A 26,966-nucleotide genomic window follows, 5' to 3' on the forward strand; every position below is an offset into this window, starting at 1 on the left:
TTTGATAAGAGCAACATCACAAAAGAGGCTGCTTTTGAACTTGATAAGTTAGTTGAGGCTATGAACAACGATAAGAATATGGTAATCATGGTTAAAGCCCACACGGATAACCGTGGTAGTGCACAGTACAACATGAACCTGTCAAACAAAAGGGCTAAAGCTACAGTTCAGTATGTAATCTCAAAAAGTATTGCTAAAGAGCGTATCTCCGGACAGGGATATGGTGAGAGCGAGCCTAAAGTTGATTGTAAAGAAAACTGTACTGAAGAGCAACACGCTCAAAACAGACGATCTGAGTTTATTATTGTAAAAAAATAGCAATACTTACAAATGTAAGATTTGTAGTTTTTCTTTTTAGTTTTTCTATTTTCGTTTAAGCCCCGCAGTTGCCCAACTGCGGGGCTTTTTTTATTGTGTATTTGCTTAAAAAGTGTGGAATAAAAATTAAAAGTGTAGAATTTTTCTACACAATAAATGAGGTGTTTATGTGTAAGTTGTTGTTTTTCAGTGTTTTTTATTGATGGCATGTGGTTTGGCTATAGTTAATTGCCGATTACCCAACAGGTAGAAGCATTACTCAATTAAATTAAACCCTAAATGCCAAAAGATGAAAAGTGAAACTATTACCTCAAAAGCATTATATGCCCCAACAAATAATGCAAATTCATTTGTACAACAAAGGCAGGATATACCTAAAGTAAAAGTAGCTTCTGTTAAAGAGAATAAAGAAGAAAAAGAAAAATCTGAAAAGAAATCACTGGAACGTATAGTGTTGGCCGGTACATTTTTATTAATGATTACTGCCGCTTTTTTAGTGTATTACTTCCAGCCTGATTTCGATTTACTTAACTTAAACCGAATGAGTTCTGTAGGTGGTATGATTTTAATCGGTATAACTACAGCTTTATTGGTTTATAAGGGATTATTCTTTCTATATAGTGTTTATCTATATGTTAGGTACAGATCGATTAAATCAGTATCAGATGAAGAACTTCCTACAACAACAGTTATCGTACCGGCTTATAATGAAGGGCGACTGGTTTATGATACCCTATTAAGTATTGCAGGGAGTGATTATCCGTATGAAAAACTTCAGCTATTAGCTATAGATGATGGTAGTAAAGATGATACCTGGTTTTGGATGCAAAGGGCTAAAGATAAACTAGGGAACAGAGTTACAATTTTACAACAGCCTGAAAATAAAGGTAAACGCCATGCGCTTTACAGAGGTTTTAAAATGGGGACAGGAGAAATTTTTGTAACCATTGACAGTGACTCTATTGTGAAAGCCGACACCCTTAGAAATATGGTAAGTCCGTTTGTGGTAAACGAAGAATGTGGTGCTGTTGCGGGTAACGTTAGAGTACTGAATAATAAAGAAGGTATGATTCCTAAAATGCTTAACGTAAGTTTTGTGTTGAGTTTTGAATTTATACGTTCGGCAGAAAGTATGTTAGGTTCTGTATTATGTACGCCGGGTGCTTTATCAGCTTATAGAAGTACTGCCGTGTTTGGTTGTCTTGAAGAATGGATTAACCAAACCTTTATGGGACAACCTTCGGATATTGGAGAAGACAGAGCCATGACAAATATGATTATGAAGCAGGGGTATCATATTAAATTCCAGAGAAATGCCTATGTACTGACAAACGTACCTGAAAAATACAAAGGGCTTTATAAAATGTTTATCAGATGGGGTAGAAGTAACGTTCGTGAAAATATAATGATGTCAAAATTCGTATTTAAAGATTTCAGGGAAGGTTCAAAAGCCGGAACAAGACTGTTGTTTTTCAACCAGTGGTTAAAAATTGTAATGGCATACCCTGTAATACTTATGATGTTTGTATTTATCGCAACACACCCGTTACTGTTTTTAAGTTCTACTTTTTTAAGTATCCTTATTTACTCCAGTTTCCCTGTATTGTTCTACGCAAAGAGATATAATGTAGCCGAATCATTTTGGGCTTACTCATACAGTATTTTATACACTTTTGGTTTGTTTTGGATAACCCCTTATGCTATTGCGACTGCAAGCAGAAGAGGTTGGTTAACCAGAGGGTAATCTGGTGGGACAGATTATCCTGCAATGTTCGACCTGCTTAAATTTTAAGCAGGTTTTTTTATATGTAAATTGTTGGGCGGAATGGTATTTGTTTAATATTCCCTATTTTTAATGCCTATTAACATACTGCCCTATATGTACAGATATAATGACTCTAAAAGTGGTGCCGACTTCAGGCTGATTTCAGATGAAGCCGAATTTGACCGTCAGTTTTACGGAAAAGACAGGAAAGATAAACTCCTAACCATTGCATGGAACAGAGGACAGGACCAAAAGGTGGTAATAGACGGTATTGAGTATGTATTTCCGTCTAATGCTATGCTATGCCTTATGGTAAACGAGAGTTTTTATTTTTCGCAACCACAGGATATACTGGCATGGCAGTTTAACAGGGAGTTTTATTGTATAGTAGATCATGATAAGGAAGTAAGTTGTGTGGGCTTCCTGTTTTACGGTTCGTCTGAAAGGATGTTCATAACACTTAATGATGATGACCAGCGAAAGATTGACCTATTACTACAGGTGTTTTATGATGAGTTCACTACTACTGATGTGGTTCAGGGAGAAATGCTGATGGTATTACTTAAAAGACTTATTATCATAGTAACACGCCTTGCTAAACAACAGTATATAAGCAAGGACGATTTGCCTGATGACAAGCTTGATGTAATAAGGAAATTCAATTTATTGGTGGAGAGTCATTATCGCACACAGCATCAGGTAAAGTATTATGCCGATCAGTTATTTAAGTCGCCAAAAACCATATCTAATTTATTTGCACTCTATAACCATAAATCACCGTTAACTGTAATTCAGGAAAGGATTATAATCGAAGCAAAGAGGCTGTTAACCTATACAGATAAATCGGCAAAGGAAATAGCCGGAGAACTGGGTTTTGAAGATGCGGCTCACTTTAGCCGTTTCTTTAAAAAACATACTACGCTCTCACCAATATCGTTTAGGGAAACTTCGTTTGTAGGGAAATAAACACATATTTAAGCATCAGTTTTAATTACGGGAAATAAGTACCAGTATTCGGGAAATATGTCCCTTTTTAGGCAGTTTGGATTGAAGGAACTTTGTACCATCAAGAAACAACAAGTCTAATTATTAAAATTGAAAAAATGAAAAACTTTATAGTTCCAACAAAAGAGCAGGTTTCTGTAAACAATCAGGAAATTTTTACTAACCTTGAAAAAATGGTAGGTTTTGTACCTAACCTGTATGCTTCATTTGCATATTCTGAAAACGCATTGGGCAATTACCTTACTTTCCAAAACGGTAAATCATCTTTAAAAGCTAAGGAGAAAGAAGTGGTTAATTTGGTAGTGAGTCAGGTAAACCAATGTATATACTGTTTAAGTGCCCATACAGCCATTGCAAAAATAAATGGTTTTACAGATGAGCAAATAATTGGTATAAGAAAAGCAGAGGTAGATTTTGACAGTAAACTTTCGGCTTTGGCAGTGCTGGTAAAAAGCATTGCCGAAAATAAAGGACGAGCTAGTGAGGATGCTTTAAATAACTTTTTTGAAGCAGGTTATGATAAAGGAAACCTTGTAGATGTATTACTTGTAGTAGGTGATAAAACCATAACAAACTACCTGCATGCCCTTATAGATATTCCTGTAGACTGGCCTGCTGTACCTGCAATATAATTTATTATAAGTGTGTATAAATCAAAGCCCTGTGATACTGTCACAGGGCTTTACTATGTAAGCTAATGTATGAAAAGAAATTTATCGTTTACTGTTCCTTCTTTTACTGCTGCTATAATGGGTAGAGCATGAACCCGAAGCGCATTCTGCATTCAACAGGACAATGAGGCAAAGTAAGATACTCAACCCTATAAGCATGGCAGATTCCATTACTATGGATTGATACAATACCAATATTCCCATAATCATTTTTACGATTCGTATTACAGTCCAGTTCTTAAAAATGGCATCCATCATTTATTGTTTACAGCATTGTTGTAGGGCAAACATAATCACTTATATTGAATTTACCTGATTCTTTAATGGCTTTAAATCCGCCTTTAACATCTATAAGATTATCAAAACCTCTGGCTTTAAGTATAGATATAAATATCATGGATCGGTAACCTCCGGCGCAATGTACATAGTAGGTTTTGTCTTTGCTCACATCGGCAATATGGTCATTAATGTAATCTAAAGCAATATTTTCTGAATCTATTATACGTTCAGAGTAATGTTCGCTTGCTTTCCTTACATCAAGGATGTTTATGTTAGGGTCTTTTTCCAGTATGGCAGAAAATTCATCTGTAGTTATGGATGTGATACTATCTGTTTCATGTCCGGCATTATTCCATGCTTCTATTCCTCCGTCAAGGTAACCAATAGCACTATCATAACCCACGCGGGCAAGTCGGGTAACTACTTCCTCTTCACGACCTTTGTCGGCAACGATAAGTAAAGGCTGTTTAATATCAGGTATCAGAGCACCTACCCAAGGAGCAAAATTACCGTCAATACCAATATTAATGCTATTTGGGATAAAGCTTTTAGCAAAAACCTGAGGCTCCCTTGTGTCTAGTATAATGGCTCCGGTTTCATTGGCTGCCGCTTCAAAAGCAGCGGGTGACAGTGCCTGTAATCCTTTACTTAGTACATTATCAATACTTTCGTAACCTTTAATATTCATCAAAACATTTTCAGGGAAATATGCGGGAGGTGGCATAAGTCCGTCAAGTACCTTTTCAATAAAGTCTTCCCTGTTCATAGGTTGCAGGGCATAGTTAGTACTTTTTTGGTTTCCAAGAGTATCGGTTGTTTCCTTACTCATATTCTTACCACAAGCCGAACCTGCACCATGCGCCGGATAAACAATAATATCATCGGCTAGCGGAAGTATTTTATTATGTAATGAATCGTACAAATGAGAAGCAAGCTTATCCTGAGTCAAATCGGCAATCACTTTCTGTGCAAGGTCAGGGCGACCTACATCACCAATAAATAGTGTGTCACCAGTAAATAGGGCAACATCTTTTCCGTTTTCATCTTTAAGCAGGTAGCACGTACTTTCCATAGTATGTCCCGGTGTATGTATTACCTGTATGGTTATGTTACCAAGGTTAAGTATTTCTCCGTCTTCTGCAACATGGGCATTAAAAGCAGGTTTGGCAGTTGGACCAAACACAATAGTTGCTCCGCTTTTTTTGGCTAGATCCAAATGACCACTAACAAAATCAGCATGGAAATGGGTTTCTAATACATATTTGATTGTTGCATTATCCTTATCGGCTTTAGCGATATAAGGTTGTACCTCACGTAGGGGGTCAATAATAGCAGCTTCCCCATTACTTTCAATATAATAAGCTCCCTGAGCTAAGCATCCTGTATAAATTTGTTCGATTTTCATGATTGTTGTTTTTGTTATTGTACTGTAAAAATATAACCTGTTATCAGGATGTGCAGTAACAAAAGTTACAGATGCTTATTTTAAATGAATTATAAAGAATTACCAATATGTTATATTCTAAATTCTATATAACAAACCCGGTTTATGATTATTCATAACCGGGTTTGTTTTTTAATGCGATATTGTATCTGTTACAGGCATAAATACAAATCTGGGGTTGCTGAAGTCTAAGGGTATATCAGGGCTAAAATGCGGAATATTGACAAATTCTACCACAACGCCTTTGCCTTCCAGTAAATAGCCATCCTTTTTTAAAAGAGCAATGGGAACCCTTTTTTTATTTGTTCCTGCCCAGGGCTTATAATAATAATTTCCAATAAGGGTATCACCTTTAATTTTTCCTCTAACCTGCCCAATGTCCGAACCGTTTACACCATTAATAATTTCATATCTTCCATAAAATTCTGTACCCACAATATTAAGGTCTAAAATACCTTTTAGTTTACCGTTTTCGGCAATGTAACGCAAAGGTTTATCAGTATCATTATTACCTTTTTTACATCCTGTAAATAACAACACGGTAAAAGCAATACACACTATTATTTGTTTTAAATGTTTTTGCATGTGTAGAGTTGTATTATATGAGGCAAATAGTGAAGGAACTTCCTTCGTTACTACTCTTGTAATTTAAATAACCTCCGTGGGCATCTACAATGTTTTTTGATAGTGTTAGCCCTATACCGGCACCGTCTTTACGGGTGGTAAAAAAGGGAAGAAATATCTTGTCTTCAATTTCCTTGTCCACACCCAGACCGGTATCAGATATGGTGATAAAAGTACGTTCCTGTCTTACCTCAGCAGTAAGGGTTATTATTTTATTTTCCCTGTCTTCCAGCGCATACATGCTATTAGTAAGCAAATTAATAAATACCTGTTCCATTTGGTTGGCATCGACCATTAACCAATAGGTTTCGGTAATCTCATTATTAATGGTAATACCTGCTTTTTTGAGTAAGGGTGTCATTACCAAAAGGGTATTGTTTACAAGCTTTGTAAGTTCGGTTCTTTCTTTGTTAGGAGAAGGCAGCATAGCCAGTTTCCTGTAGCTCTCTATAAAGTTTTGCAGGTGGTCGCTGCGGTGTATCATGGTATTTACACTCTCCCTTATATCATTCATGTCTTCTTCAGAAAGCGTTTCCTGTTGTGCCAGTTCGTTAAGGTTTTGGGTTAGCGAACGTATAGGCGTAATGGAGTTCATTAGCTCGTGTGAAATAACTTTCATCAGGTTAATCCAGGCATCTTTTTCCTTTTTAGCGACTACCTTTTGAATGGAGTCTAAAAGAATGATATAATACTCCTGCCCAAAGGTAACCGACCCGGAGGTTTGCAGCATATAGGTTTGGCTTTCCTCATCGTCTATCCGTATTTGTGCCGATACCCTAAAATCTTCAAACTTTCTTTCTTCAATTATTGAGCATAATGCAGGAAGTTGTTTTTTTAGATACTTCCAGTGGGATACCCGTGGTGTTTGGAAATGTTGTGAGAAATAATCATTCATTAGGAATACATTCCATTCCTCATTGGTTTTGTTAAGTATAATTACTCCCGTCTCAATATTGTTTAAAATAGAGCGGTATACTAAATCTTTTGTAAGCTGTTCATGCTGTCGTGCTTTAAGGGTATCATAAAGCTTAAACAGATTTTTATAATTTTCAAAATCGCTGTGCCTTGAAAAATCGGCAGAGAAGTCGTCACTAAGTATAGCTGTGATGGTTTTATCGTAAAACAGGTAGGTGTTTCTAATAAAATAAAACAGTTCTGCCATTAGCAGTACACAAACTATTATACAGAATATAGCCGAATAGGGAAGCCCTTTAGCAAGAGCATAAACTCCCAGTCCGCCGGAAATCATGATAAAGATTAGGCGAAGAAAAAAGAGCTGATAAAGTTTTAGTGATTTCATAGCTTATTTTTTACCTAATTCATACTTATCCATCCTGCGGTAGAGAGCAGCTCTTGAGAGTCCCAGTTCCTCGGCAGTTTTACTAATGTTGTTATTGTGTTTTTGCAGGGCACGCTCTATAGCTGTTTTTTCCATGTCAGACAGTTGTGTGTCCTGTACACTATCAACCTCTGTCACTTCCTCTAAATCAAGATCGGTAGCCGTAATTTCATTTTCCTCACATAATATAACAGCACGCTCTATACGGTTTTCCATTTCCCTAATGTTACCATTCCAGGCATGTTTTTCAATTTGTTCTAAAGCTGTTTTGGAGAAGCTAAGGTTCGATCTGTCATATTTGGTTTCCATTTTATTTAACAGGAACGAAGCCAGATCAATCAGGTCTTCAGTACGCTCTCTTAGCGGAGGTAATACTATTTCCATAGTATTGATACGATAGTACAAATCTTCCCTAAACTGTTTTGAGGCCACTTCCTCTTTTAGATCGGCATTAGTAGCGGTAATAATCCTAACATCTACAGCACGGGGTTTGGCTTCACCAAGCCTTGTAACTTGTTTGTTTTGTATAACCTGTAATAATTTTGATTGCAGGTGTAGTGGAATGTTACCAATTTCATCGAGAAATATAGTGCCATTGTGTGCCATTTCAAACCTACCCGCAGTATCGGTTTTAGCATCGGTAAAGGCACCTTTGGCGTAACCAAATAATTCACTTTCAAATATATTTTCGTTAAGCGCACCTAAATCCACATGTATAAATGGTTTTGCAGCCCTTTGCGATTTTTGGTGAATATGGTTTGCCATAACATATTTACCGGTACCGTTTTCTCCAAGTATTAATACATTTGCATCGGTTTTGGCAACTTTATCGGCGAGTGAATACGCTCTTTTTATAGCAACCGACTCACCTACAAAATAGTTGTCTTTATCCGGTTTGACAGCTTCCTGTTTTCTTTCTTTACGGCTTTCGGTTACGGCAGCTTTCACTACCTCAACAAGTTTGTTGTTATCCCACGGCTTTAATAAATAATCAAAAGCTCCCAGTTTTAGTCCTTCAACAGCGGTTTCTACTTTTCCAAAGGCTGTCATGAGTATCATAACTGTTTTAGGGGAGAAGGTTTTTATTTCTTTAAGAAGGTATATGCCTTCGCGTCCGTCTTCAAAACCTATACGGTAATTCATGTCCAAAAGCACCACATCAATTTGATTTTCTGCCAATACCTCAACAGCCTTTTTAGGGTCGTTTAGCGTAAAAATTTGTTCAAAATGTTTTTTTAAAACCATTTTAGCGGCAAAAAGTATGTCTTCCTTATCATCAATAACTAAGATGTTGGCATGGGTTTTTTTCATTGATTGTACGGTTTCGGACAAATACTGTTCGATAACGGACAGTATTGTTTATTGAGGTTTTTTTATTTAGCTGGTTTATAGTTGGTTGTGAGTTTTAAATGCGTGGCACGAAATTGTATTTATATATGCCAAACGAACTTAAACATGGACACCATCATTAACCGTAAAAATAAAAAAAATAAATATCTGCTATTAGCAGTTCCTGCTTTTTTACTGTTGGGATACTTTGTGTATGCTGCCGTAACAAAGAAAAGAAGCCTTACCGTAACCAAAAGTGAAATAACCATTAAAACGGTAGAGAAAGACTATTTTGAAGACTTTATTGTTTTTCAGGCAAAGGTAGAACCGCTAAACTCCATGCTGCTTAATGTGATTGAAGGCGGTGCTGTACAGGAAATATTTGTTGAGAATGGTGATATGGTAGAAAAAGGACAGCCACTGGCAAGGCTTTACAATCCTAATACCGAACTGAACTATGTAACACAGGAGACTTCTATAATAGAGCAGATAAACAACCTTAGTAAAGCAAAGCTTGACCTGCGCAATCAGGAACTGAGCATGGCAAAAGATCTAATAGCGATAGATCACGACTTTCAGGATGCTAAAAACCAGTACGACCTGCACGAAAAGCTGTATGGAGAAGAGATACTTTCTAAAAACGAATGGGAAAAAACACAGGAAAATTTCAGGTTTCAAAAAGAACGTAAAAACATAATACAGCAAAGTATACAAAAGGAAAAACAGGCCAACCAGATACAAATAGCACAAATTTCCCAATCGCAGGCTATTATGTACAAAAGCCTTGAGATATTAAGGGAAAACAAAAAACATTTTTTGGTAACAGCACCGCTTGCCGGTAGGCTTACCTCTTTTGAGCCTGTACTGGGTAAAAACTACCAGAGTGGCGATAACATAGGTAAGATAGATGTAATGAACGGGTATAAACTGGTAGCCGAGGTAGATGAATTTTATCTGCAAAGGGTAACTGTAAACCAAAAAGGAAAAATAGATCATAAGGGCGAAATGATAGATGTGGTAGTAACTAAGGTAATCCCCGAGATTATTAACGGTCGTTTTATTGTAGAACTCAATTTTGCTGCCGATAAGGAACTGAAATTACAACAGGGATTAAGCTTTGGGGTTAGACTTATGCTTTCTGAAAAGGAAAAAACACTGGTAATGCCTAAAGGCAGATTTACAGAGGAAACATCGGGTAAATGGATATTTGTGGTAAATGGCAATAAGGCCGAAAGGCGTGAAATAAAACTGGGAAGGGAAAATCCGGTTTATCACGAAGTACTGGGAGGCCTAAAGGAAGGAGACAGGGTAATAACATCGGGGTATATTGATTATACTGATGTGGAAATTTTAAATTTGGAATAAAATTATAAATACAGAAACGGGAGTTCAGTCATCATCAAAATAAAATCAACCAACCAACTTATGAAACAAATTTTGTTTAGCTTTTTACTAGTAATTATTTCATACTTAAATGCTTTTTCACAGCACTGTAATTGTGAAGAGAATTTTAAATGGGTCAAAAAGACTTTTGAAGAAAATGATGCAGGATTTAATTATGCATTGAGCATTAAAGGAGAAGCAGCTTATAAAAAGCATAATGATTTTTACGAAAGTAAAGTAAAAGAAATTACAGACCTGGATAAATGTGCCGACGTTATTTATGATTGGCTGACTTTTTTCAGGAAAGGTCACTTTTATATAAATATAATTCAAGACAGCAATGAAGTAACGGAAAAAGCTATAATCAATACCGAGAACTGGGAAAAGTATCCTATTAGTGAAGAAGAGTTTAATAAGTATCTCTCTAAAGGAAAGCATGAATCACTGGAGGGAATATGGAAAACAGATCCTTACACAATAGGTGTTATAAAAACAAAATCTGGATATACCGGTTTTATACTTGACGGAGGTAATACTTCGTGGCAAAAATATGAGGTTAAGTTTAAGCTTAATGTTACCGAACCTAACAGCTATGGATGTACTTATTATTTAAGGGATTATTCAGAATATAAGCTTAATAACATCATACAGATAGGTGAAAATACATTACAAATTGATAATATTTTTCTTTATAGGGTAAATCCGAAACTTGAAGATACTAAACAAATAAAAAGTTACCTGGAGCTTATTAAGGCAAACAGACCTTTAATGCAACAGTATTCTGATTCTACCCTAGTGTTACGCATACCTTCATTTTCAAATGGTTATAAAAGGGAGATTGACAGTGTAATAGCAGCTAATCATGATAAAATTATATCGACCCCAAACCTGATAATAGATATACGAAATAACGGAGGAGGATCTGACGGGAGTTACAGTGAAATAATACCATATTTATATACTAATCCAATTCGGATTGTTGGTATGGAGTTGCTTTCCACAACACTTAATAACAAACGCATGGAGAGCTATTTAGATGATCCTGATATAACAAAAAAAGATAAAAAAGAAGTACAAAAATCTTTAAAAATACTTAATGATAATCTGGGCAAATTTGTAAATCTTGGAGATAAAAAGGTTTATATACAGGAACTTAATACAGTATACAGTTACCCTAAAAATGTAGGTATATTAATAAATAAAGGTAATGGCAGTACAAGTGAACAGTTTTTACTGGCTGCAAAACAAAGTAGTAAAACTAAACTGTTTGGTACAACTACAGCAGGTGTGCTGGATATCTCGAATATGTATTATGCCATCTCTCCCTCGGGCGACTTAAAGCTGGGATACTGCCTGTCAAAAAGTTATAGAATACCAGATATGGCAATAGATGGTAAAGGTATTTTACCCGATTATTATCTTGATAGTGAAATACCGCAATCTGAATGGGTGCAATATGCACAAGACAGTTTTAGCAAAAATAAATAACCAACAAAAAATACAATTATGATCAAAATAGAAAACCTTTCAAAAGTATTCAGGACAGAAGAAGTTGAAACAAAAGCATTAAATGATATATCTATCGAAGTTAAAAAAGGCGAGTTTGTAACCATTATGGGAGCATCGGGTTGTGGTAAATCAACACTGCTTAATATAGTGGGGCTACTGGACAGCGCATCGGGCGGAAGTTACAAACTGCTGGACAGGGAGATAAACGGACTTAGCGAAAGCGAAAAGGCTAAAGTAAGAAAGGAAAACATAGGCTTTGTATTCCAAAATTTCAATTTGATAGATGAGCTTTCGGTTTACGATAATATAGAACTACCACTTATTTACAACAATGTTCCGTCGGGTGAAAGAAAGAAAAGAGTAGAAGAAATTGCTGAGCGTTTGGGTATTTCACACAGGCTAAAACATTACCCGCAACAGTTATCGGGCGGGCAGCAGCAAAGAGCAGCCGTAGCAAGGGCGCTGGTAAACAATCCTAAAATAATCCTTGCCGATGAGCCTACGGGTAACCTGGATAGTAAAAACGGTAATGAGGTTATGGAACTGTTAACCGATTTACATGCTAACGGAGCAACAATACTTATGGTTACCCACTCTGAATATGATGCTTCATTTTCCCAAAAAACCATTTACATGAAAGACGGTATGATACTTAAGGAGAAACTGAATAACAGGAATGTTGATGTTCTCATATCAAACTAATAATAACACAGGAGTCAATCATCAGTCAAAATCAATAAAAACCAATCACCATGTTAAAAAACTGGCTAAAAATATTTTTATACAATGCAAAGAAGAACAAGTTCTTCACAGCCCTTAACACACTGGGGTTAAGCATTGGTATAGCCGCACTTATATTTGCCATATTGTACTGGAATGAAGAGCATAGTTATAACCAGTGGAATCCGGAAAAAGATACTGTGTTTACCGTTGCTACCGATTTGGGTAACGATATAGTTTGGCCCTACAGTGTATACCCGCTGGCAAAGTACATGAAAGAGGAACCGGCAATAGAGGAGTTTTGTTACTTCAATAACTGGTATTATTACGAGTTGGTATATTATGGAGAGAAAAAGCAACAAATAAACATACTGGATACCCAAAAGAACTTCTTTAACTTCTGTCCGTTTGAATTTGTGAAAGGAGATATCAATAATGCATTTCCCGATATAAACAGTATTGTGCTGGAAGAGAAAACGGCTCAGTCTCTTTTTGGGAGTGAAGATCCTATAGGTAAGGAAATTAGATATTCAGGTAGGAAGCTGGTTGTAAGAGGGGTTTATAAAATACCCGGAAAATCATCTTTTGAGCCTGATGCGGTTACTAATTTAATAGAAGGAACAAGGCTTAAAGGTAATGAGGACGGATGGGGTAATTTTAACTTCGGGCTGATGCTAAAAACCAAATCACCTGAAGATGCTGATAAGGCCAGGGAAGCAGTTGAGAACATTTATTTCGAATATAGAACAAAGCCCTATGCTAAAGAAGAAGGGCTTTCGGTTGAAGAGTATATTAAAACAAACGGTACTGTAAAAATAAGATTAACGTCACTGGCTAACAACCGCCTGCATTCAACTGTAGAGGAAGATACACCCGAAGGGCAGGGTAACTATCAGTTTATGCTTATAATGCTTGGACTTTCTGTACTAATATTAATACTTTCAATAGTAAATTACGTAAACCTTGCTACTGCAAATGCCATTAAAAGAGCTAAGGAGGTAGGAGTACGTAAAATACTTGGCGCCACAAAGAAAAACATAGTTAAGCAGTTTATTTTTGAAACAGTACTGGTTACTATAATGGCAATTGTACTGGCTCTTGTAATTGTAGAGCTGTCACTGCCTTATTATAATGATTTCCTTAATAAAACACTCGTTATTAGTAGTAGTCAGTTCTACTTTCAGCTTATAGTAATATTTTTTGTAGTAGTTTTTATGGCAGGTATGTTGCCGGCAGTATATGTTTCCAACTTTAATACCTTAAAAGTACTTAGAGGTAACTTTGGTAGAAGTAAAAACGGAGTATGGTTACGTAACGGTATGCTTGTACTACAGTTTGCCATAGCAGCCTTTTTTATAATAGGTTCCTATATAGTTCATGAGCAGGTAGATTATATGAGTAATAAAGATTTGGGACTTAAAGGAGACCAGGTTATAGAAATTTACTATAGAAGACCTTACAATGATGACCCAGCCATAATGTTTAATAACTACACTGTTGTTAAGCAGGAACTAAGTAAAATTAAAGGGGTACAAGCCGTAGCGGCAGCAGCATTTTCTTTAGGAGGAGGGGCAGGTTCATCATCGGGCTTTACTTACAATGAGAGTTATATACAGGCAAAAAACATGGCAGCCGACTTCGGTTTCCTTGATATGCTGGAAATTAAAATGGTTAAGGGAAGGGCTCTTTCAGATAAGTTTTCATCAGATACCATAAACGGAATGATGATAAATGAAACAGCCATGAAACTGATGAGGGAAAAAGATCCTGTTGGTAAGACTATTGACTGGAATGGAGAGCAACTTCGTGTTGTAGGTGTTGTAAAGGATTTTCATTTAAACGGTCCGCAAAACGAAATACCACCTATGTCATTCTTTCATTTTAAAACAATTGACTGGCTTACTTATAATATGGATAAGGTCTATGTAAAGATATCGGCAGATGAAATGGGAGGAGCTTTAGAAGAAATTGAGAAGTTCTGGACTTCCAAAGTAGATACAGAGTATCCGTTTGGTTATGAGTTTGTAAACAAAAAATACCAGAGAAGCTATCAGCAATATGTAAATCAAAAAAATCTGTTTTCTCTTTTAAACGGTGTGGTTATACTTATAGCGCTATTTGGGTTGTTTGCACTGGCTTCTTATAGCATACAGCGTAAAATGAAAGACATTGCCATACGTAAAACTCTTGGAGCAGAAACTAAAGTACTGCTTAAAGAACTTTCTAAACAGTATATACTGTTTTGTGTAGCGGGTTTTATTCTGGCAACTGTGCCGGCATGGATATTACTTAATAAATGGCTTGAAAATTTTGCTTACAGGATAGATATTTCGTTTGTACCTTTTATTATAGGCTTTATTGTGTTGATGATACTTACGCTTGTTGTAGTACTATCCAGAGCGTATGCTGCTACGAGGGTTAATATTCTTAAATACCTTAAATACGAATAGTTATGCTGAAAAACTGGTTAAAAATATACCTGTATAACATTAGGCAAAACAAGCTTTTTACAGCACTTAATATACTGGGGCTTAGCCTGGGTATCGCCGGACTTGTTTTTGCATTACTGTACAGTAACGATGAGTATAGCTATAATGCATGGAACCCTAACAAGGATGTTGTATTTTATACGGTGTCTGATGTGGGGGAAGATATGCTGTGGGGTTCAAGTTCGGTGCCGCTTGGCAGGGCTTTAGGGGCATCTGTACCACAGGTGGAAGAACACTGTTATGTTGAAGGATGGTATAACACTAATGTGGTAATTTATGAGGGTAAAAAAACAATGCTTGATAAGATTACCGATGCACAAAGAAACTTTTTCAGTTTCTTACCTTTTACCTTTATTAAAGGTAGTGCCGAAACGGCTTTAAGCCCAACCAGTATGGCTATCTCTGAACCTACTGCTAAAAGAATTTTTGGTAGTCAGGATCCTATCAATAAACAGGTAACTTATATGGATAAAGTATTTACCATAAAAGGTGTTTACAGGATAGACGGAAAATCGTCTTACGAGCCCGAGGCGGTGATAAACCTGATAGATAAAGAGCTTGATAAGAATCAGGACCGATGGGGTTTTTTCGGTTACAATTTACTTTTAAAGCTTAAAAATCCTGAGGATGCTGCTTATGTTTCACAACAAATAGATACGCTTTACTACAACAATACGGTAAAGAAATCCATAGCCGAATCGGGTATTAGTAAAGAAGAGTATTTAGAACGCTACGGAAGTACAAAAGTATACCTGGAGCCTTTAAGAGATTTAAGGTTAAAGTCTAGAGTTTCAGATGTGCCCGAAGGCAGGGGAAACTATCAGTTATTGCTGATCATGATGGGGCTTTCCATACTTATATTGGTAATATCAATAGTAAACTATATAAACCTTGCTACGGCAAATGCTATTAAAAGGGCTAAGGAAGTAGGGGTGAGAAAAATACTGGGAGCTTCAAAAAAGAATATTGTTAAGCAGTTTATTTTTGAAACGGTTATTACCACGCTGTTTTCCATATTACTGGCTTTGGTAATTGTTGAGGTTTCACTGCCATATTACAACAGCTTTTTAGCTAAAAATCTGGTTATAAATGAAAGCGATTTTTACATAGATCTTGCTTTACTGTTTATAGTTGTAATAGTATTGGCAGGAATATTTCCGGCTATTTATGTGGCAAAGTTTGAGGCTGTAAAAGTACTTAAAGGGAATTTTTCCAGAAGTAAAAAAGGGATATGGTTACGAAACGGAATGCTGGTAGTTCAGTTTGCGGTGGCTTTCTTTTTTGTAATAGGCTCTTATATAGTGCATCAGCAAATAAAATACCTTACAGCAAAAGACTTAGGATTTAAAGGAGAACAGGTTTTAGATGTGTATTACAGAAACCCTTACGATTTTAACGATAAGGGATATATGGAAATGCTGTTAAATCGCTATGAGAGTACAAAAGAGCAGCTTAAAAATATAAAAGGGATTGAGCAGGTATCAGTTAGCACGGTAAAAATAGGGGGCGGGAGTGTATTGCAGTCTTCGGTTTCTTATCAGGGTACAACGGTTTCTATGCAGCTTATGGCTATGGACTTTGGCCTGCCCGAAATACTCCGTTTTAAGTTTCTTGAGGGGAGGGATTTATCTCCGCGTATATCTTCAGACACTATTAATTCGGTTATACTGAATGAAACAGCAGTTAAGATGCTAAAAATAACCGACCCGGTTAATAAGGTTATCAATTATAATGACAGTAAACTTAAAGTTGTGGGAGTGGTACAGGATTTCCACATGTTTGGTCCTGCTGAGAAAATATTACCTATGATGCTGTTTCACTATAACGTGAAAACCTGGGAACTGCAAAACTGCCATGAGATTTACATAAAAGCAAATCCCGAACAAATGGAGTCGGTTATTGCAGGTATTGAGAAACTATGGAAAGAAAAGGTTGATCCTGATTTTCCTTTTAGTTATGATTTTGTAGATAAAAACTTTGCCCGTACGTATGAAGATTATGTAAGGCAACGCAATGTGTTTTCCCTGCTTAATGTAGTGGTTATACTTATAGCTTTATTTGGTTTGTTTGCCTTATCATCCTATAGTATTCAACGAAGAATGAAGGAAATAGCCATACGTAAAACACTGGGTGCAGAAACGGGTACATTACTTAAAGATTTGTCCAGACAATATGTACTATTTTGTGTTATAGGATTTGTTATAGCGACAATTCCTGTATGGATGCTCCTTAACAAATGGCTTGAAAATTTTGTTTACAGGATAGAAGTTTCCTGGCAACCGTTTGTAGTAGGCTTCCTTTCACTTATGGGCTTAACACTTACAGTTGTATTGATAAGAGCCTATGCCGCTACAAGGGTAGAGATACTTAAATACCTGAAGTACGAATAATATCTTTAAAGTTAGTTAATAATAAACAGCCTGTAGGGAGCGCAATCCCTACTGGCTGTTAAAAGAATCATGCTATGAAAGGTAAATCCTTTTTATATATATTAGTTATAGTTACAGCAATGCCTTTGTTTGCCCAACAGCAGGTATGGACCTTGCAGCAATGCCTGGAAACGGGTAAAGAAAACAGTCTTGATTTTCAGTTAAGTCAGTTAGAGGTATTAAGTGCCGAAACTACACATCGTAGCCCTGTACTGGAGTATTTACCAAAGGTTGATTTTTCGGCAAGCCATAACTACAGTATCGGTTCTACTATTGACCCGTCTACAAACAACAGGGTAAGTTCTAATATACAGTCAGATAATTTTTCGCTCAATGCCAGTATGAACCTGCTTGATTTTAATGTGTTTACCACAGCAAGACGCAATAAGATAGCAGTACTTAAAGCAAAGGCAGACAAAGAAGCCACACAAGCCGAATATTCGCTGTCAATACTGGAAAACTACTTTAATGTACTATATACTCAGGAGTTGCTTAAAATTCAGTTGGATCAGTTTGAAAATGCAAAGTTTAACCTTAACAGGGTTGAAAAGGAAGTAGAGCTTGGCAACAGGCCAAACAGTGATTTGTATGATATGCAGGTGAGCTATTCTCAGGAAGAAAATAATATACTTGAAACAAAGCAATTGCTGTATAACCAAAAGCTTACCCTGCTACAGCTTATGAATGTTGAAAACACGAATCCTGATGATATTTTACTGGCTAAAGCCGATGAGGTTGTGCTTACTGATGAGAGTGAAACCAATGCCTTTGAAAATGCTCTTAAAAACTATCCGGCTATAGAGTCAAGAGAGTTGGCTATGGAGGTTGCCCGTAAGGAAATTACTATGAGGAAAAACAATTACCTGCCGGTTTTAAGTGCCTATTACAGTTATTCATCATTTTATTACCTGCCGCTTAATCAGCCGGGAGGGCAACAGGTAAACCCTTTCTGGACACAGCTTAACGACAATAAAAACCATTATATAGGTATGCAGTTAAACGTACCTATATTTAACGGTTTGCGCACCAGTAGGGATGTACAGCTAGCAAAAATTGAGTATATGAAAAGACAGGTGGAAAGCGAGCAGGAAAAAATTAAACTAAACCAAACCATAGAGCAGGAAAAAGCTAAACAACAGCAAAATAAACAACTGGTACAAAAGCTTGAAAACACAAAGCAGTATGCCGAAAAATCGTTTACTACAACACAATCTAAATTTAGTAGCGGGCTGGTGGAAGCCATAGTATTTACCTCATCAAAAAACCAGTTACTTATGGCAGAATATAATTTGCTAAAGGCTAAGTATACAGTACAGTATGTAGGCTATAAACTGAAATTTTTACAGTTTAATACTTTTTAAAATATCAGTTTTCCTGAATAAAAACAGGGGTTAATCATGTTTTATATATAAACATTTAGCCGTGTATGATAATTATCAGTTTTTGTCTCACGGCGATATTTAATATTTGCAGATAAAACTATTTGCAAAATGACAACTATAAAACAACCGCATAGGTTTCATATTCCTGTTATGGGGCTTGCCTATACTATTGACAGTCCTATTAAGGTGGCACAGTTTGGTATTGATTCGGTTATCTCTATTGTAGATGATGAACTAATCGAAAAAATGCATGCCTTTTACAGTGAAAAATTTGAACTTCCGTACAAGGAAATATCAAAAAAAATATCAGACTACAGGGCTGAGCGTATTACAGCCTACCTGAATACGGTAGATAAAATTGTTAAGCAGAAGTATGATGCCTTTTGTACAGAACTGGTTAACAGTAAAAAAACACTTAGCAGTTTTGTTGATATGCTGCCTACTGTGTCTGACTTAAAAAAAGGACTTCAGTTCTATGCATCGAGTCCGTTTGACCAAACAAACGAGATACGAAGCTTCCTTAACAAACATTTCAGGCCGGGTGCAATAGATGTAAACATCATGACTAAGGTTGATAAAGCCAACTACAGTGATAACGATACCTTACCTACATGTTATAACGATGCCCATGCTGCTTTAAGAGGATTTGCTCACAGTAAGTTAGAGTCGGCAGTAGTACTATCGGCAGGGATGAATCCGTCACTATATAATTACCTTGCAGAGTTTCCTGATTTTTTTCCGGATGTAACAGGGAAATTAAAGAAGAAAGTAATACTTAAGGTAAGTGATTTCAGGTCGGCATTAATACAAAGTAAGTTTCTTGCTAAAAAAGGAATATGGGTAAGCGAGTATAGAATAGAATCAGGTCTTAATTGCGGAGGGCATGCCTTTGCCACAAACGGATTGTTACTGGGACCTATTATGGAGGAATTCAAACAACGCAAACAGGAACTAATATCTCCGGTGTATGAATTATGGGTCAAGGAACTGGAACAAAAGCAGGCTTTCATCCCAAAAGAACCCCTTGAAGTAAAAATAACTGTACAGGGAGGCGTTGGTACTGCCGAAGAACATCAGTTTTTACTCGATTATTACAAAACCGATTCGGTAGGTTGGGGATCGCCGTTCCTTTTAGTACCTGAGGCAACCACTACCGATGCTGCTACCCGAAAACTTTTAATGGAAGCTGGCGAGAACGATTTTTATAAAAGTGAAATATCTCCGTTGGGAGTACCTTTCAATACGGTTAAGGGAACGACTAACGAGTGTATTAAAAACAATCGTGTATTGCAAAACAAAGCGGGCAGTTCTTGTCCTAAAAAACTACTGGCACTACATAACGAGTATGATGAGAAAGGTATTTGCACCGCATCCAGAAAATACCAAAAACGTAAGCTTTTTGAACTGGAACAGTACAGGGATACCATTACTGAGGCTGAATACAGGCAAAAGCAGGATACTATAGTTGTAAAGTCGTGCCTTTGTGTAGGGCTTGCTAATCCGGCTTATATGGAGAATAATATCCATGTGAAAGGAGAGGAGCAGGGTGTAGTAATTTGTCCCGGGCCTAATATGGCTTACTTTAACAGGGAGGTTTCATTATTTGATATGGTAAGGCATATTTATGGGTATTCATCTGTTTTACAAAATGGAGACCGACCTAATATGTTCATCAAAGAATTACAGCTTTATGTAAACTACCTAAAAGAGCATTTGTTATTAGAAACGGAAACATCTGAAAAACAAATGAAAAAATGGGTAACTTTTAAAGATAACCTTTTAAACGGAATTGACTATTACAGCAAGTTATTTATTGATAATAGCTGTTTTGAAGTGCAAAGGGACAAAATTTTAAACAGTCTTAATAGTTATAGAACTGAACTGGAAAGTATCGCTATTTAATTAAACGACTTCCTAAACTCCAAAGGGGATTGGTTTGTTTTTGATTTAAAGAGTTTACTAAACGATTGTGGATGTTCAAACCCCAGTGTATAGGCAATTTCACTAACGGTTAGACTGGTTGTAGAGAGTATTTCCTTAGCCTTGTCTATAAGTTTACTGTGAATGTACTGCTGAGCCGTTTGACCTATTAGGGAACGCAACATATCGCTAAGATAGTTTGGTGATAGGTTAAGCTGCTCTGCAAGGTACTGTACACTGGGCAACCCTTCGTTTAAGGGATTATCATCACTAAAATAATTATCCAGTAAATCGTTCAGTTGTTGTAACAGGTCGCTGTTTACAGCCTTACGGGTAAGAAACTGACGTTTATAAAAACGATTGGCATAGTTGAGTAACAGCTCTATTTGTGAAATGATAACATCCTGACTAAAATCATCAATACGATTGTTAAGCTCATCGTCAATCATTCTGAATATAGAAAGCATAGTGTTTCTTTCACTTTCCGAAAGGTGTAATGCCTCATTAGTAGCATAAGAAAAGAAACCGTATTGCTTTATCTTTTTGGCTAACGGATAATTCCATAAAAAATCAGGATGGATAAGTAACACATGCGATGAACAGCTCGATACATCCATAGGGTCATGGTCTTCTTTACCTATAATTTGGTTAGGGGAAGCAAACAGGAGTCCGCCCTGATCAAAGTCATAATAGTGCTGACCGTATTTTAGGCGGTTACTGAATTTTGGGCGGTAGGATATTTTGTAAAAGTTAAGAATGTGGTTAGCTGCAGGTTTACTAAAATCAAGAGATGAGTTTGTACTGCTAATAACACTTATCAATGGGTGTGCAGGGGCAGGAAGCCCAAAAAACTTATGCCCTTCAGATATGGAGTTGAATTTAATATGTGGAATATCTTCTTTTTTCATTTTTAAAATCAGTTAAAAAGATAACCGATACCTATACAAATATCGGTTATCTAAAATCAATTATCAAGGTTTTACCTCTTTAAGGATGCATTCTTAATTTCCTTGTGCCGAGTTGGATACAGTTTCCCATTTTTCCCACTCAGCAAGCCTGTTGTTATAAGCCTCACGTACTGATGGTAGTCCCTGGTCACCAAGGAAAAAGCGTAACGGAGGGTTCTCGTTGTCTACTACTTTAAACAATGCATTTGGAGTAGCATCGGGGTTGCCTCTTTCAAGGTTTCTAAGTCCGCCTATAAACTGGTTTTTAAAGTCGTCATATTCCTCCATACCGGCAGAGAATTTTAATGATTCCTGACTGCCGAATTCGGTAGCATAGGCACCCGGTTCTATAATGGTTACTTTAATATTAAACTGACTAACTTCGGCAGCAAGGCTTTCATGTATCGATTCAAAAGCCCATTTTGACGAGCAGTAATATCCTATAACCGGGAAGCTTATGTGCCCCAAATTACTTGATGTTCCCAGTATATGCCCGTAACCCTGTTTACGTAATAACGGCAGGGCAGCCTGTATAACTGTAACGGGGCCTATAACATTGGTTTCATACAACAGGCGAATTTCATCGGGGTTGGCTTCCTCAATAGTTCCTATTAGTGAATATCCTGCATTATTGAACACAATATCCAGTTTTCCAAAATGATTATAGGCTTGTTCTAAAGCTGTTTTTACCTGTTCGGGTTTGGTTACATCAAGCTGTAAAGTCAGTACATTATCACCATACCTTTCTTTAAAGTCGGCTATACTTTCCAAGCTTCGGGCTGTTGCTGCTACTTTATCACCACGTTGTAGTGCGGCTTCGGTCCAAACACGGCCGAAACCTCTGGATGTACCTGTAATAAACCATATCTTGTTTTTCTTTTGATTTGTCATAATCTTTTAGTTTTAAATTAATTACAGTACAAAGGTCAGTGAATAGGTTAGGCCTATTGTAGTCTAATTCAGGGTAGTTGTAGCCAAAAAAAGTTTTGTTGTATCATTTTATACTATAATTCTTATTATTGAGTTATTTTTAGCAATTGCTTTCCGCATATATTATTTTATGGATAACAGTAAACTCATAAAGAGTCTTAAAAAAGGAAATCAAAAAACCTTTAAAGAAGTTTATTTTAAGCACTATGATAAACTCATACAGGTGGCAAGGAGGTTTGAATTTAAGTTTCTAACCCCCGATGATTTTGTGCAGGAAACTTTTGTACAACTTTATACCAAAAGGGAATTGCTGAAGGAAGATGTTCTTTTTGATAAGCAGTTGTTTGTTATCTGTAAAAATATAATTCTCAATCATCTTAACAGGGAAAACAAGGTTATACCACTGGATCCTGTAAAATTAAAAATGGAAGCCGATGGGGAAGATACCGACCTGCTTTTGATGGAGGACAGGAAAAAACAACTTCAGTACCTGTTAGAGCAGCTACCGGAACAGCAAAAAAAAATATTTACACTACACAAGCTGGATAACTATTCGTACCAGGAAATAGCAGAGATGACAAAGCTTTCAGAGAAAACAATAGCTAACCATATTTACCTCGCTAATAAATTTATTCAAAAAAAAATCGCTGAGGCTTAGGAACTTTTTGTTTCCCGTTTGTTATAGGATAAATGACAAGCAAATGAACCTCGAGATTTTTAAAACTAATGTAGAAACACAAGAGCAGGCAAATTACCTTTTAAGGCTGTTGCAGCATTGTATTTCTGATTGCCCTATAAGCTTTGATTTGCAGGACAGCAATCGCATATTGCGCGTGCATACCAATAGGGAAATCTCTGATGTGGTATGCTCGCTGTTTGTGAAGCAGGGGTTTCACTGTCAAAAATTATAACACTACCATGGAAGATAAAAATATTGATAAGGAACTTAAAAAAGTTTGGGAGGAGGAAGCTACACAGCAGCCTGATGAGAAGAAAGAGGCCTCATGGAATGACTTCTCTGCAAAGGTATTTGAGAAGAAACCAAGAAAGATAAAGCCTTGGTACTATGCCGCGGCGGCGATATTATTAGTTTTTCTTTCCCTAAGCGGAGTTTTATTGTCAGATAATTCTTTTGGAGGGAATAGAGATATGGCCTATACCATAGTTGAGAACCCAACTACAAAAGTGAAACTTATTAATCTTCCGGATAGTACTGTAGTAGAATTGCAGCCAAATGCTAAACTGGAGTATACCAGTGATTTTGCAGACAACAGAAAAATAAACCTTAACGGAACAGCTTTCTTTAAGGTACACAAGGATAAAGAACATCCTTTCAGGGTATTTTGTGGCGAGACTACCACAACAGTTTTAGGTACCTGTTTTACTGTTGCCGAAGGAGAAGAAGATTCGGTATCGGTAAAGTTATATGAGGGAAGTGTACAAATGACTGTAAAAGGCAATTCTCATAACTGGCTGCTTTCTCCCGGAGAGGAGTTTGTATACAACGAGCAGGAAGTAACTGTAGAGGCTTTTAACCGATTTAAAGATTTTGATAATGTACCATTAAAATCGGTTTTAAAACATATAAGAGATACTTATGGCTATGAGGTGATTATGCCTAAAAGCTATATCAATATGCAGGTAACCTTGCGATTAAACGAGAAAGAAAATTTAACCGATGTAATACATATTTTGGCCGAAATGTATAACCTAACCCCTCAAATAAATGAAGAAATAAAGAAAGTGACCTTTAAATCAAGATAAAATAGAAAAGGATGCCATAGCCGCGAAACTAAACATCCTTTCTGGTATCAAAACAGACCTTACAATCCATTTTAATCTAATTTCAAAAATACAAAATTTTATGAAGCATATACTTGCATCATGCTTTTTAATGCTCAGTTTTAACTTATACTCACAACACATTTCTATAAGTATATCGCCCGATTCGACTCTCGATGAACTGTTTAAACAGATTGAAAATCAAACCGATTATAAATTTGCTTTCACTGAGAAAATAAATACCGGTAACAAGTATTTTAAAAGAAGCTTGAAGTATGATACTATAGAAGTTAAACAACTACTGGAACAACTCAATAACGAACTGCCTTTTCATTTTTCACTTATAGGGAATAATATCACTGTAAAGCAAACGGGAAGCAGTAAGAAAAAGCAGGAACATACACTATCGGGAACTGTTCTAGACGATAACCAACAGCCGTTAATAGGAGCCAGTATTGAGGTAAAGGGATTAGGTATATATACCTCAGCCGATGAAAACGGAAATTTCTCCCTAAACCTGCCCTCAGGTAATTATACCGTAGTTATTGCTTTTTTGGGGTTTAAAAAAAGGGAACAACAGGTGTCTCTGTCAAAAAACACACATCTAAACTTTAGTATGGAGGTAGATACTCAAACCCTTAATGAAGTGGTAATTAACCAGAATAATAAGGCTGTAGATATTAAGAAACCTCAAATGAGTATGAACAGCCTTTCGGTAGAGGAGATTAAACAAATTCCTGTAGCTATGGGAGAGCCCGATCCGTTAAAGGCATTGCTAACCCTACCCGGTGTTACAAATGCGGGAGAGGCTTCTTCCGGTTTTAATGTAAGGGGAGGCGCTGCCGATCAAAATCTTATCCTTTTGGACGGAGCTCCTATTTATAGCGATTCACATATGTTTGGTTTCTTCTCTGTTTTTAATGCCGATGCTATAAACAGTCTGGATTTGTATAAAGGAGGTATACCTTCAAAATACGGCGGACGCGTATCATCTGTACTCGATGTAAAACAGCAAACAGGAGGTTTAGACAGCTTAGGTGTTAATGGAGGGATAGGGTTAATATCCAGCAGACTAACGGTAAAAGGACCAATACAAAAAGGGAAGAGTTCGTTTATGGTTGCCGGCAGGTCGTCTTATGCACATTTATTTTTAAAATTGGCAGACAACAAAAATTCGGCTATGTTTTATGATATTAATACACGCCTTAATTTTGATCTAAACGAGAGTAACAGTCTGCAGTTTTCAGGATATCTTGGTAATGATGTTTTTGATATAGGAGACAGCTTTTCCAGTATTTATGGTAATACTATGGGAAACTTAAACTGGAAGCATATCTTTTCACCTGATTTAGCCACTAACCTGTCGGTATTTTACAGTGATTACAAGTTTAACCTAACGATAAATTCAGAAAACTTTACCTGGGACAGCTCTATAAAAAGTTATGGGTTTAAGTACGACTGGCAGCATTACCTGTCGGACACCTTTACCCTAAATTACGGAATTGCCACAACCTACTATGACTTTAATCCCGGTACGTTAGCGCCCGATAACGAAAGCTCAAGTTTTAACTACCAACAGCTAGATAAAAAATACGCTCTTGAACCTTCTGCATATCTTGATATTGAACAAAAGATATCTGATAAGATTAATTTTCGTTACGGTTTACGCTACAGCATGTTCTACAGGTTTGGGGCACAGGAAATAAATATTTATGAAAATGACCGACCGGTAGTATATAATCCTGTTTTTGATATCTATGAACATGGTACAGTGGCAGGAACCACATTTTATGGCAAAGAAAAAAAAATATCAGGCTTTGATAATTTTGAGCCAAGGGCAGCGCTATCTTTCGCCTTTAATGACGATGCTTCTGTAAAAGCAAGTTATAACCGTATGGCACAGTATTTACATATACTAACTAATAGCCAGTCGCCACTGCCTATGAATATATGGACTCCAAGCGGACCTTTTATAAAACCACAGATACTGGATCAGTTTGCTATAGGCTACTTCAGGAATTTTAAGAACAAAACCTATTCACTTGAAACCGAAGCTTTCTATAAGAAAATCAAAAACCGAATTGATTATGTAGATGGTGCCGATTTGCTGGGAAATAATAATTTAGAACAGGAAATACTTAATGGTAAAGCAAGGTCATACGGGCTTGAGGTTTTGGTAAGAAAAAATACGGGGAGGTTAACAGGATGGGTGGCCTACACTATTTCGAGAGCAGAACAAAAAACTATAGGGCAGGCTCCGGGTGAACCGGGTATTGCAAATGGAGACTGGTATTTATCTCCTTACGACAAGCTGCATAACCTTAATGTTACAGGAAATTATGAGTTAAACCAAAAATGGTCTTTCAGTGCAAATTTCTCTCTGCAATCGGGCAGGCCTGTAACATACCCAGACGGTTACTACCAGTTTAACGGTATTAATATCCCTAACTATTCTGAAAGAAACGCAAACAGGCTACCTGCCTATCACCATTTGGATATTGCAGCTACTTATACACCAAAACCTTACAAGAAAAAGGGATGGCAAAGCTATTGGGTATTTAGTATTTACAACCTTTACAACAGGCAAAATGCTGCTTCCATGCAGTTTACTACCAATGATGACTCAGGACTTAATGAAGCCAGACGTCTTTCGGTTTTTGGAGCAATACCAAGTGTATCTTACAACTTTAAATTTTAAGCT

21 protein-coding genes are annotated in these 26,966 nt (G+C 36.7%); 14 read left to right on the top strand and 7 right to left on the bottom strand.

Translation table 11 applies throughout. The annotated features are described in order from the left end of the window. The 4 genes from GN157_RS12155 to GN157_RS12170 all read left to right on the top strand — a co-directional run. Window positions 1–318 (top strand): OmpA family protein (locus GN157_RS12155; RefSeq protein ID WP_157483663.1); only part of this gene is annotated, 318 nt, incomplete at its 5' end. Between the two features lie 289 nt (window positions 319–607). Continuing rightward, entirely contained in the window at window positions 608–2,062 is a 1,455-nt protein-coding gene (locus GN157_RS12160) for a glycosyltransferase (protein WP_157483664.1), read from the top strand. Window positions 2,063–2,197: 135 nt separating this feature from the next. Continuing rightward, window positions 2,198–3,049, top strand: a complete 852-nt coding sequence (locus GN157_RS12165) for a helix-turn-helix domain-containing protein (RefSeq protein WP_157483665.1) — start codon at window positions 2,198–2,200, stop codon at window positions 3,047–3,049. A 137-nt stretch (window positions 3,050–3,186) separates the two neighbouring features. Beyond that, window positions 3,187–3,720: a carboxymuconolactone decarboxylase family protein gene (locus tag GN157_RS12170; protein ID WP_157483666.1), complete on the top strand. Its 534-nt coding sequence runs from the start codon at window positions 3,187–3,189 to the stop codon at window positions 3,718–3,720. Between the two features lie 81 nt (window positions 3,721–3,801). Here the strand turns inward: GN157_RS12170 and GN157_RS12175 are convergent, their stop codons facing one another. The 5 genes from GN157_RS12175 to GN157_RS12195 form a co-directional block, all read right to left on the bottom strand. Beyond that, window positions 3,802–4,014, bottom strand: a complete 213-nt coding sequence (locus GN157_RS12175; RefSeq protein WP_157483667.1) for a hypothetical protein — start codon at window positions 4,012–4,014, stop codon at window positions 3,802–3,804. A gap of 10 nt (window positions 4,015–4,024) precedes the next feature. Beyond that, on the bottom strand, window positions 4,025–5,443 hold the full coding sequence (locus GN157_RS12180) for an MBL fold metallo-hydrolase (RefSeq protein ID WP_157483668.1): 1,419 nt from the start codon (window positions 5,441–5,443) through the stop codon (window positions 4,025–4,027). 171 nt (window positions 5,444–5,614) lie between these two features. Further along, on the bottom strand, window positions 5,615–6,067 hold the full coding sequence (locus GN157_RS12185) for a hypothetical protein (RefSeq protein ID WP_157483669.1): 453 nt from the start codon (window positions 6,065–6,067) through the stop codon (window positions 5,615–5,617). Between the two features lie 13 nt (window positions 6,068–6,080). Beyond that, window positions 6,081–7,406, bottom strand: coding sequence for a sensor histidine kinase (locus tag GN157_RS12190; protein WP_197429446.1), 1,326 nt, complete (start codon window positions 7,404–7,406; stop codon window positions 6,081–6,083). 3 nt (window positions 7,407–7,409) lie between these two features. Beyond that, entirely contained in the window at window positions 7,410–8,756 is a 1,347-nt protein-coding gene (locus GN157_RS12195; RefSeq protein ID WP_157483670.1) for a sigma-54-dependent transcriptional regulator, read from the bottom strand. A 144-nt stretch (window positions 8,757–8,900) separates the two neighbouring features. On the opposite strand from GN157_RS12195, the gene GN157_RS12200 reads away from it, so the two are divergent. From GN157_RS12200 to GN157_RS12230, 7 genes are all read left to right on the top strand, one after another. Next, the gene (locus tag GN157_RS12200; RefSeq protein WP_157483671.1) at window positions 8,901–10,139 is read left to right on the top strand and encodes an efflux RND transporter periplasmic adaptor subunit; all 1,239 of its coding nucleotides are present in this window, start codon (window positions 8,901–8,903) and stop codon (window positions 10,137–10,139) included. Window positions 10,140–10,199: 60 nt separating this feature from the next. Beyond that, window positions 10,200–11,645, top strand: a complete 1,446-nt coding sequence (locus tag GN157_RS12205) for a S41 family peptidase (RefSeq protein ID WP_157483672.1) — start codon at window positions 10,200–10,202, stop codon at window positions 11,643–11,645. An 18-nt stretch (window positions 11,646–11,663) separates the two neighbouring features. Next, a complete protein-coding gene (locus tag GN157_RS12210) occupies window positions 11,664–12,368 on the top strand; it encodes an ABC transporter ATP-binding protein (protein WP_035136158.1) in 705 nt (234 codons plus the stop codon). A 50-nt stretch (window positions 12,369–12,418) separates the two neighbouring features. Next, entirely contained in the window at window positions 12,419–14,836 is a 2,418-nt protein-coding gene (locus tag GN157_RS12215) for an ABC transporter permease (RefSeq protein WP_157483673.1), read from the top strand. Between the two features lie 2 nt (window positions 14,837–14,838). Then, complete coding sequence (locus GN157_RS12220) at window positions 14,839–17,265, top strand: ABC transporter permease (RefSeq protein ID WP_157483674.1); 2,427 nt, start codon at window positions 14,839–14,841, stop codon at window positions 17,263–17,265. A gap of 74 nt (window positions 17,266–17,339) precedes the next feature. Further along, window positions 17,340–18,665 (top strand): TolC family protein, encoded by a 1,326-nt coding sequence (locus tag GN157_RS12225; protein WP_157483675.1) that lies wholly within the window; start codon window positions 17,340–17,342, stop codon window positions 18,663–18,665. A gap of 129 nt (window positions 18,666–18,794) precedes the next feature. After that, a complete protein-coding gene (locus GN157_RS12230) occupies window positions 18,795–20,588 on the top strand; it encodes a hypothetical protein (RefSeq protein WP_157483676.1) in 1,794 nt (597 codons plus the stop codon). Here the strand turns inward: GN157_RS12230 and GN157_RS12235 are convergent. Next, on the bottom strand, window positions 20,585–21,514 hold the full coding sequence (locus GN157_RS12235) for a helix-turn-helix domain-containing protein (protein WP_157483677.1): 930 nt from the start codon (window positions 21,512–21,514) through the stop codon (window positions 20,585–20,587). The genes GN157_RS12230 and GN157_RS12235 overlap by 4 nt on opposite strands. 93 nt (window positions 21,515–21,607) lie before the next feature. Continuing rightward, a complete protein-coding gene (locus GN157_RS12240; RefSeq protein WP_157483678.1) occupies window positions 21,608–22,444 on the bottom strand; it encodes an SDR family NAD(P)-dependent oxidoreductase in 837 nt (278 codons plus the stop codon). A gap of 169 nt (window positions 22,445–22,613) precedes the next feature. Between GN157_RS12240 and GN157_RS12245 the strand changes: the two genes are divergently transcribed. The 3 genes from GN157_RS12245 (at window position 22,614) to GN157_RS12255 (ending at window position 26,963) form a co-directional block, all read left to right on the top strand. Continuing rightward, window positions 22,614–23,141: an RNA polymerase sigma factor gene (locus GN157_RS12245; RefSeq protein ID WP_157483679.1), complete on the top strand. Its 528-nt coding sequence runs from the start codon at window positions 22,614–22,616 to the stop codon at window positions 23,139–23,141. Between the two features lie 260 nt (window positions 23,142–23,401). Then, window positions 23,402–24,247 carry a FecR family protein gene (locus GN157_RS12250; RefSeq protein ID WP_157483680.1) on the top strand — a complete coding sequence of 282 codons (846 nt, stop codon included), beginning with the start codon at window positions 23,402–23,404 and terminating at the stop codon, window positions 24,245–24,247. Window positions 24,248–24,347: 100 nt separating this feature from the next. After that, on the top strand, window positions 24,348–26,963 hold the full coding sequence (locus GN157_RS12255) for a TonB-dependent receptor (RefSeq protein WP_157483681.1): 2,616 nt from the start codon (window positions 24,348–24,350) through the stop codon (window positions 26,961–26,963). Window positions 26,964–26,966 lie beyond the last annotated feature (3 nt).

It is taken from the genome of Flavobacterium rakeshii (genome assembly GCF_009741375.1).
GTDB lineage: Bacteria > Bacteroidota > Bacteroidia > Flavobacteriales > Flavobacteriaceae > Flavobacterium > Flavobacterium rakeshii.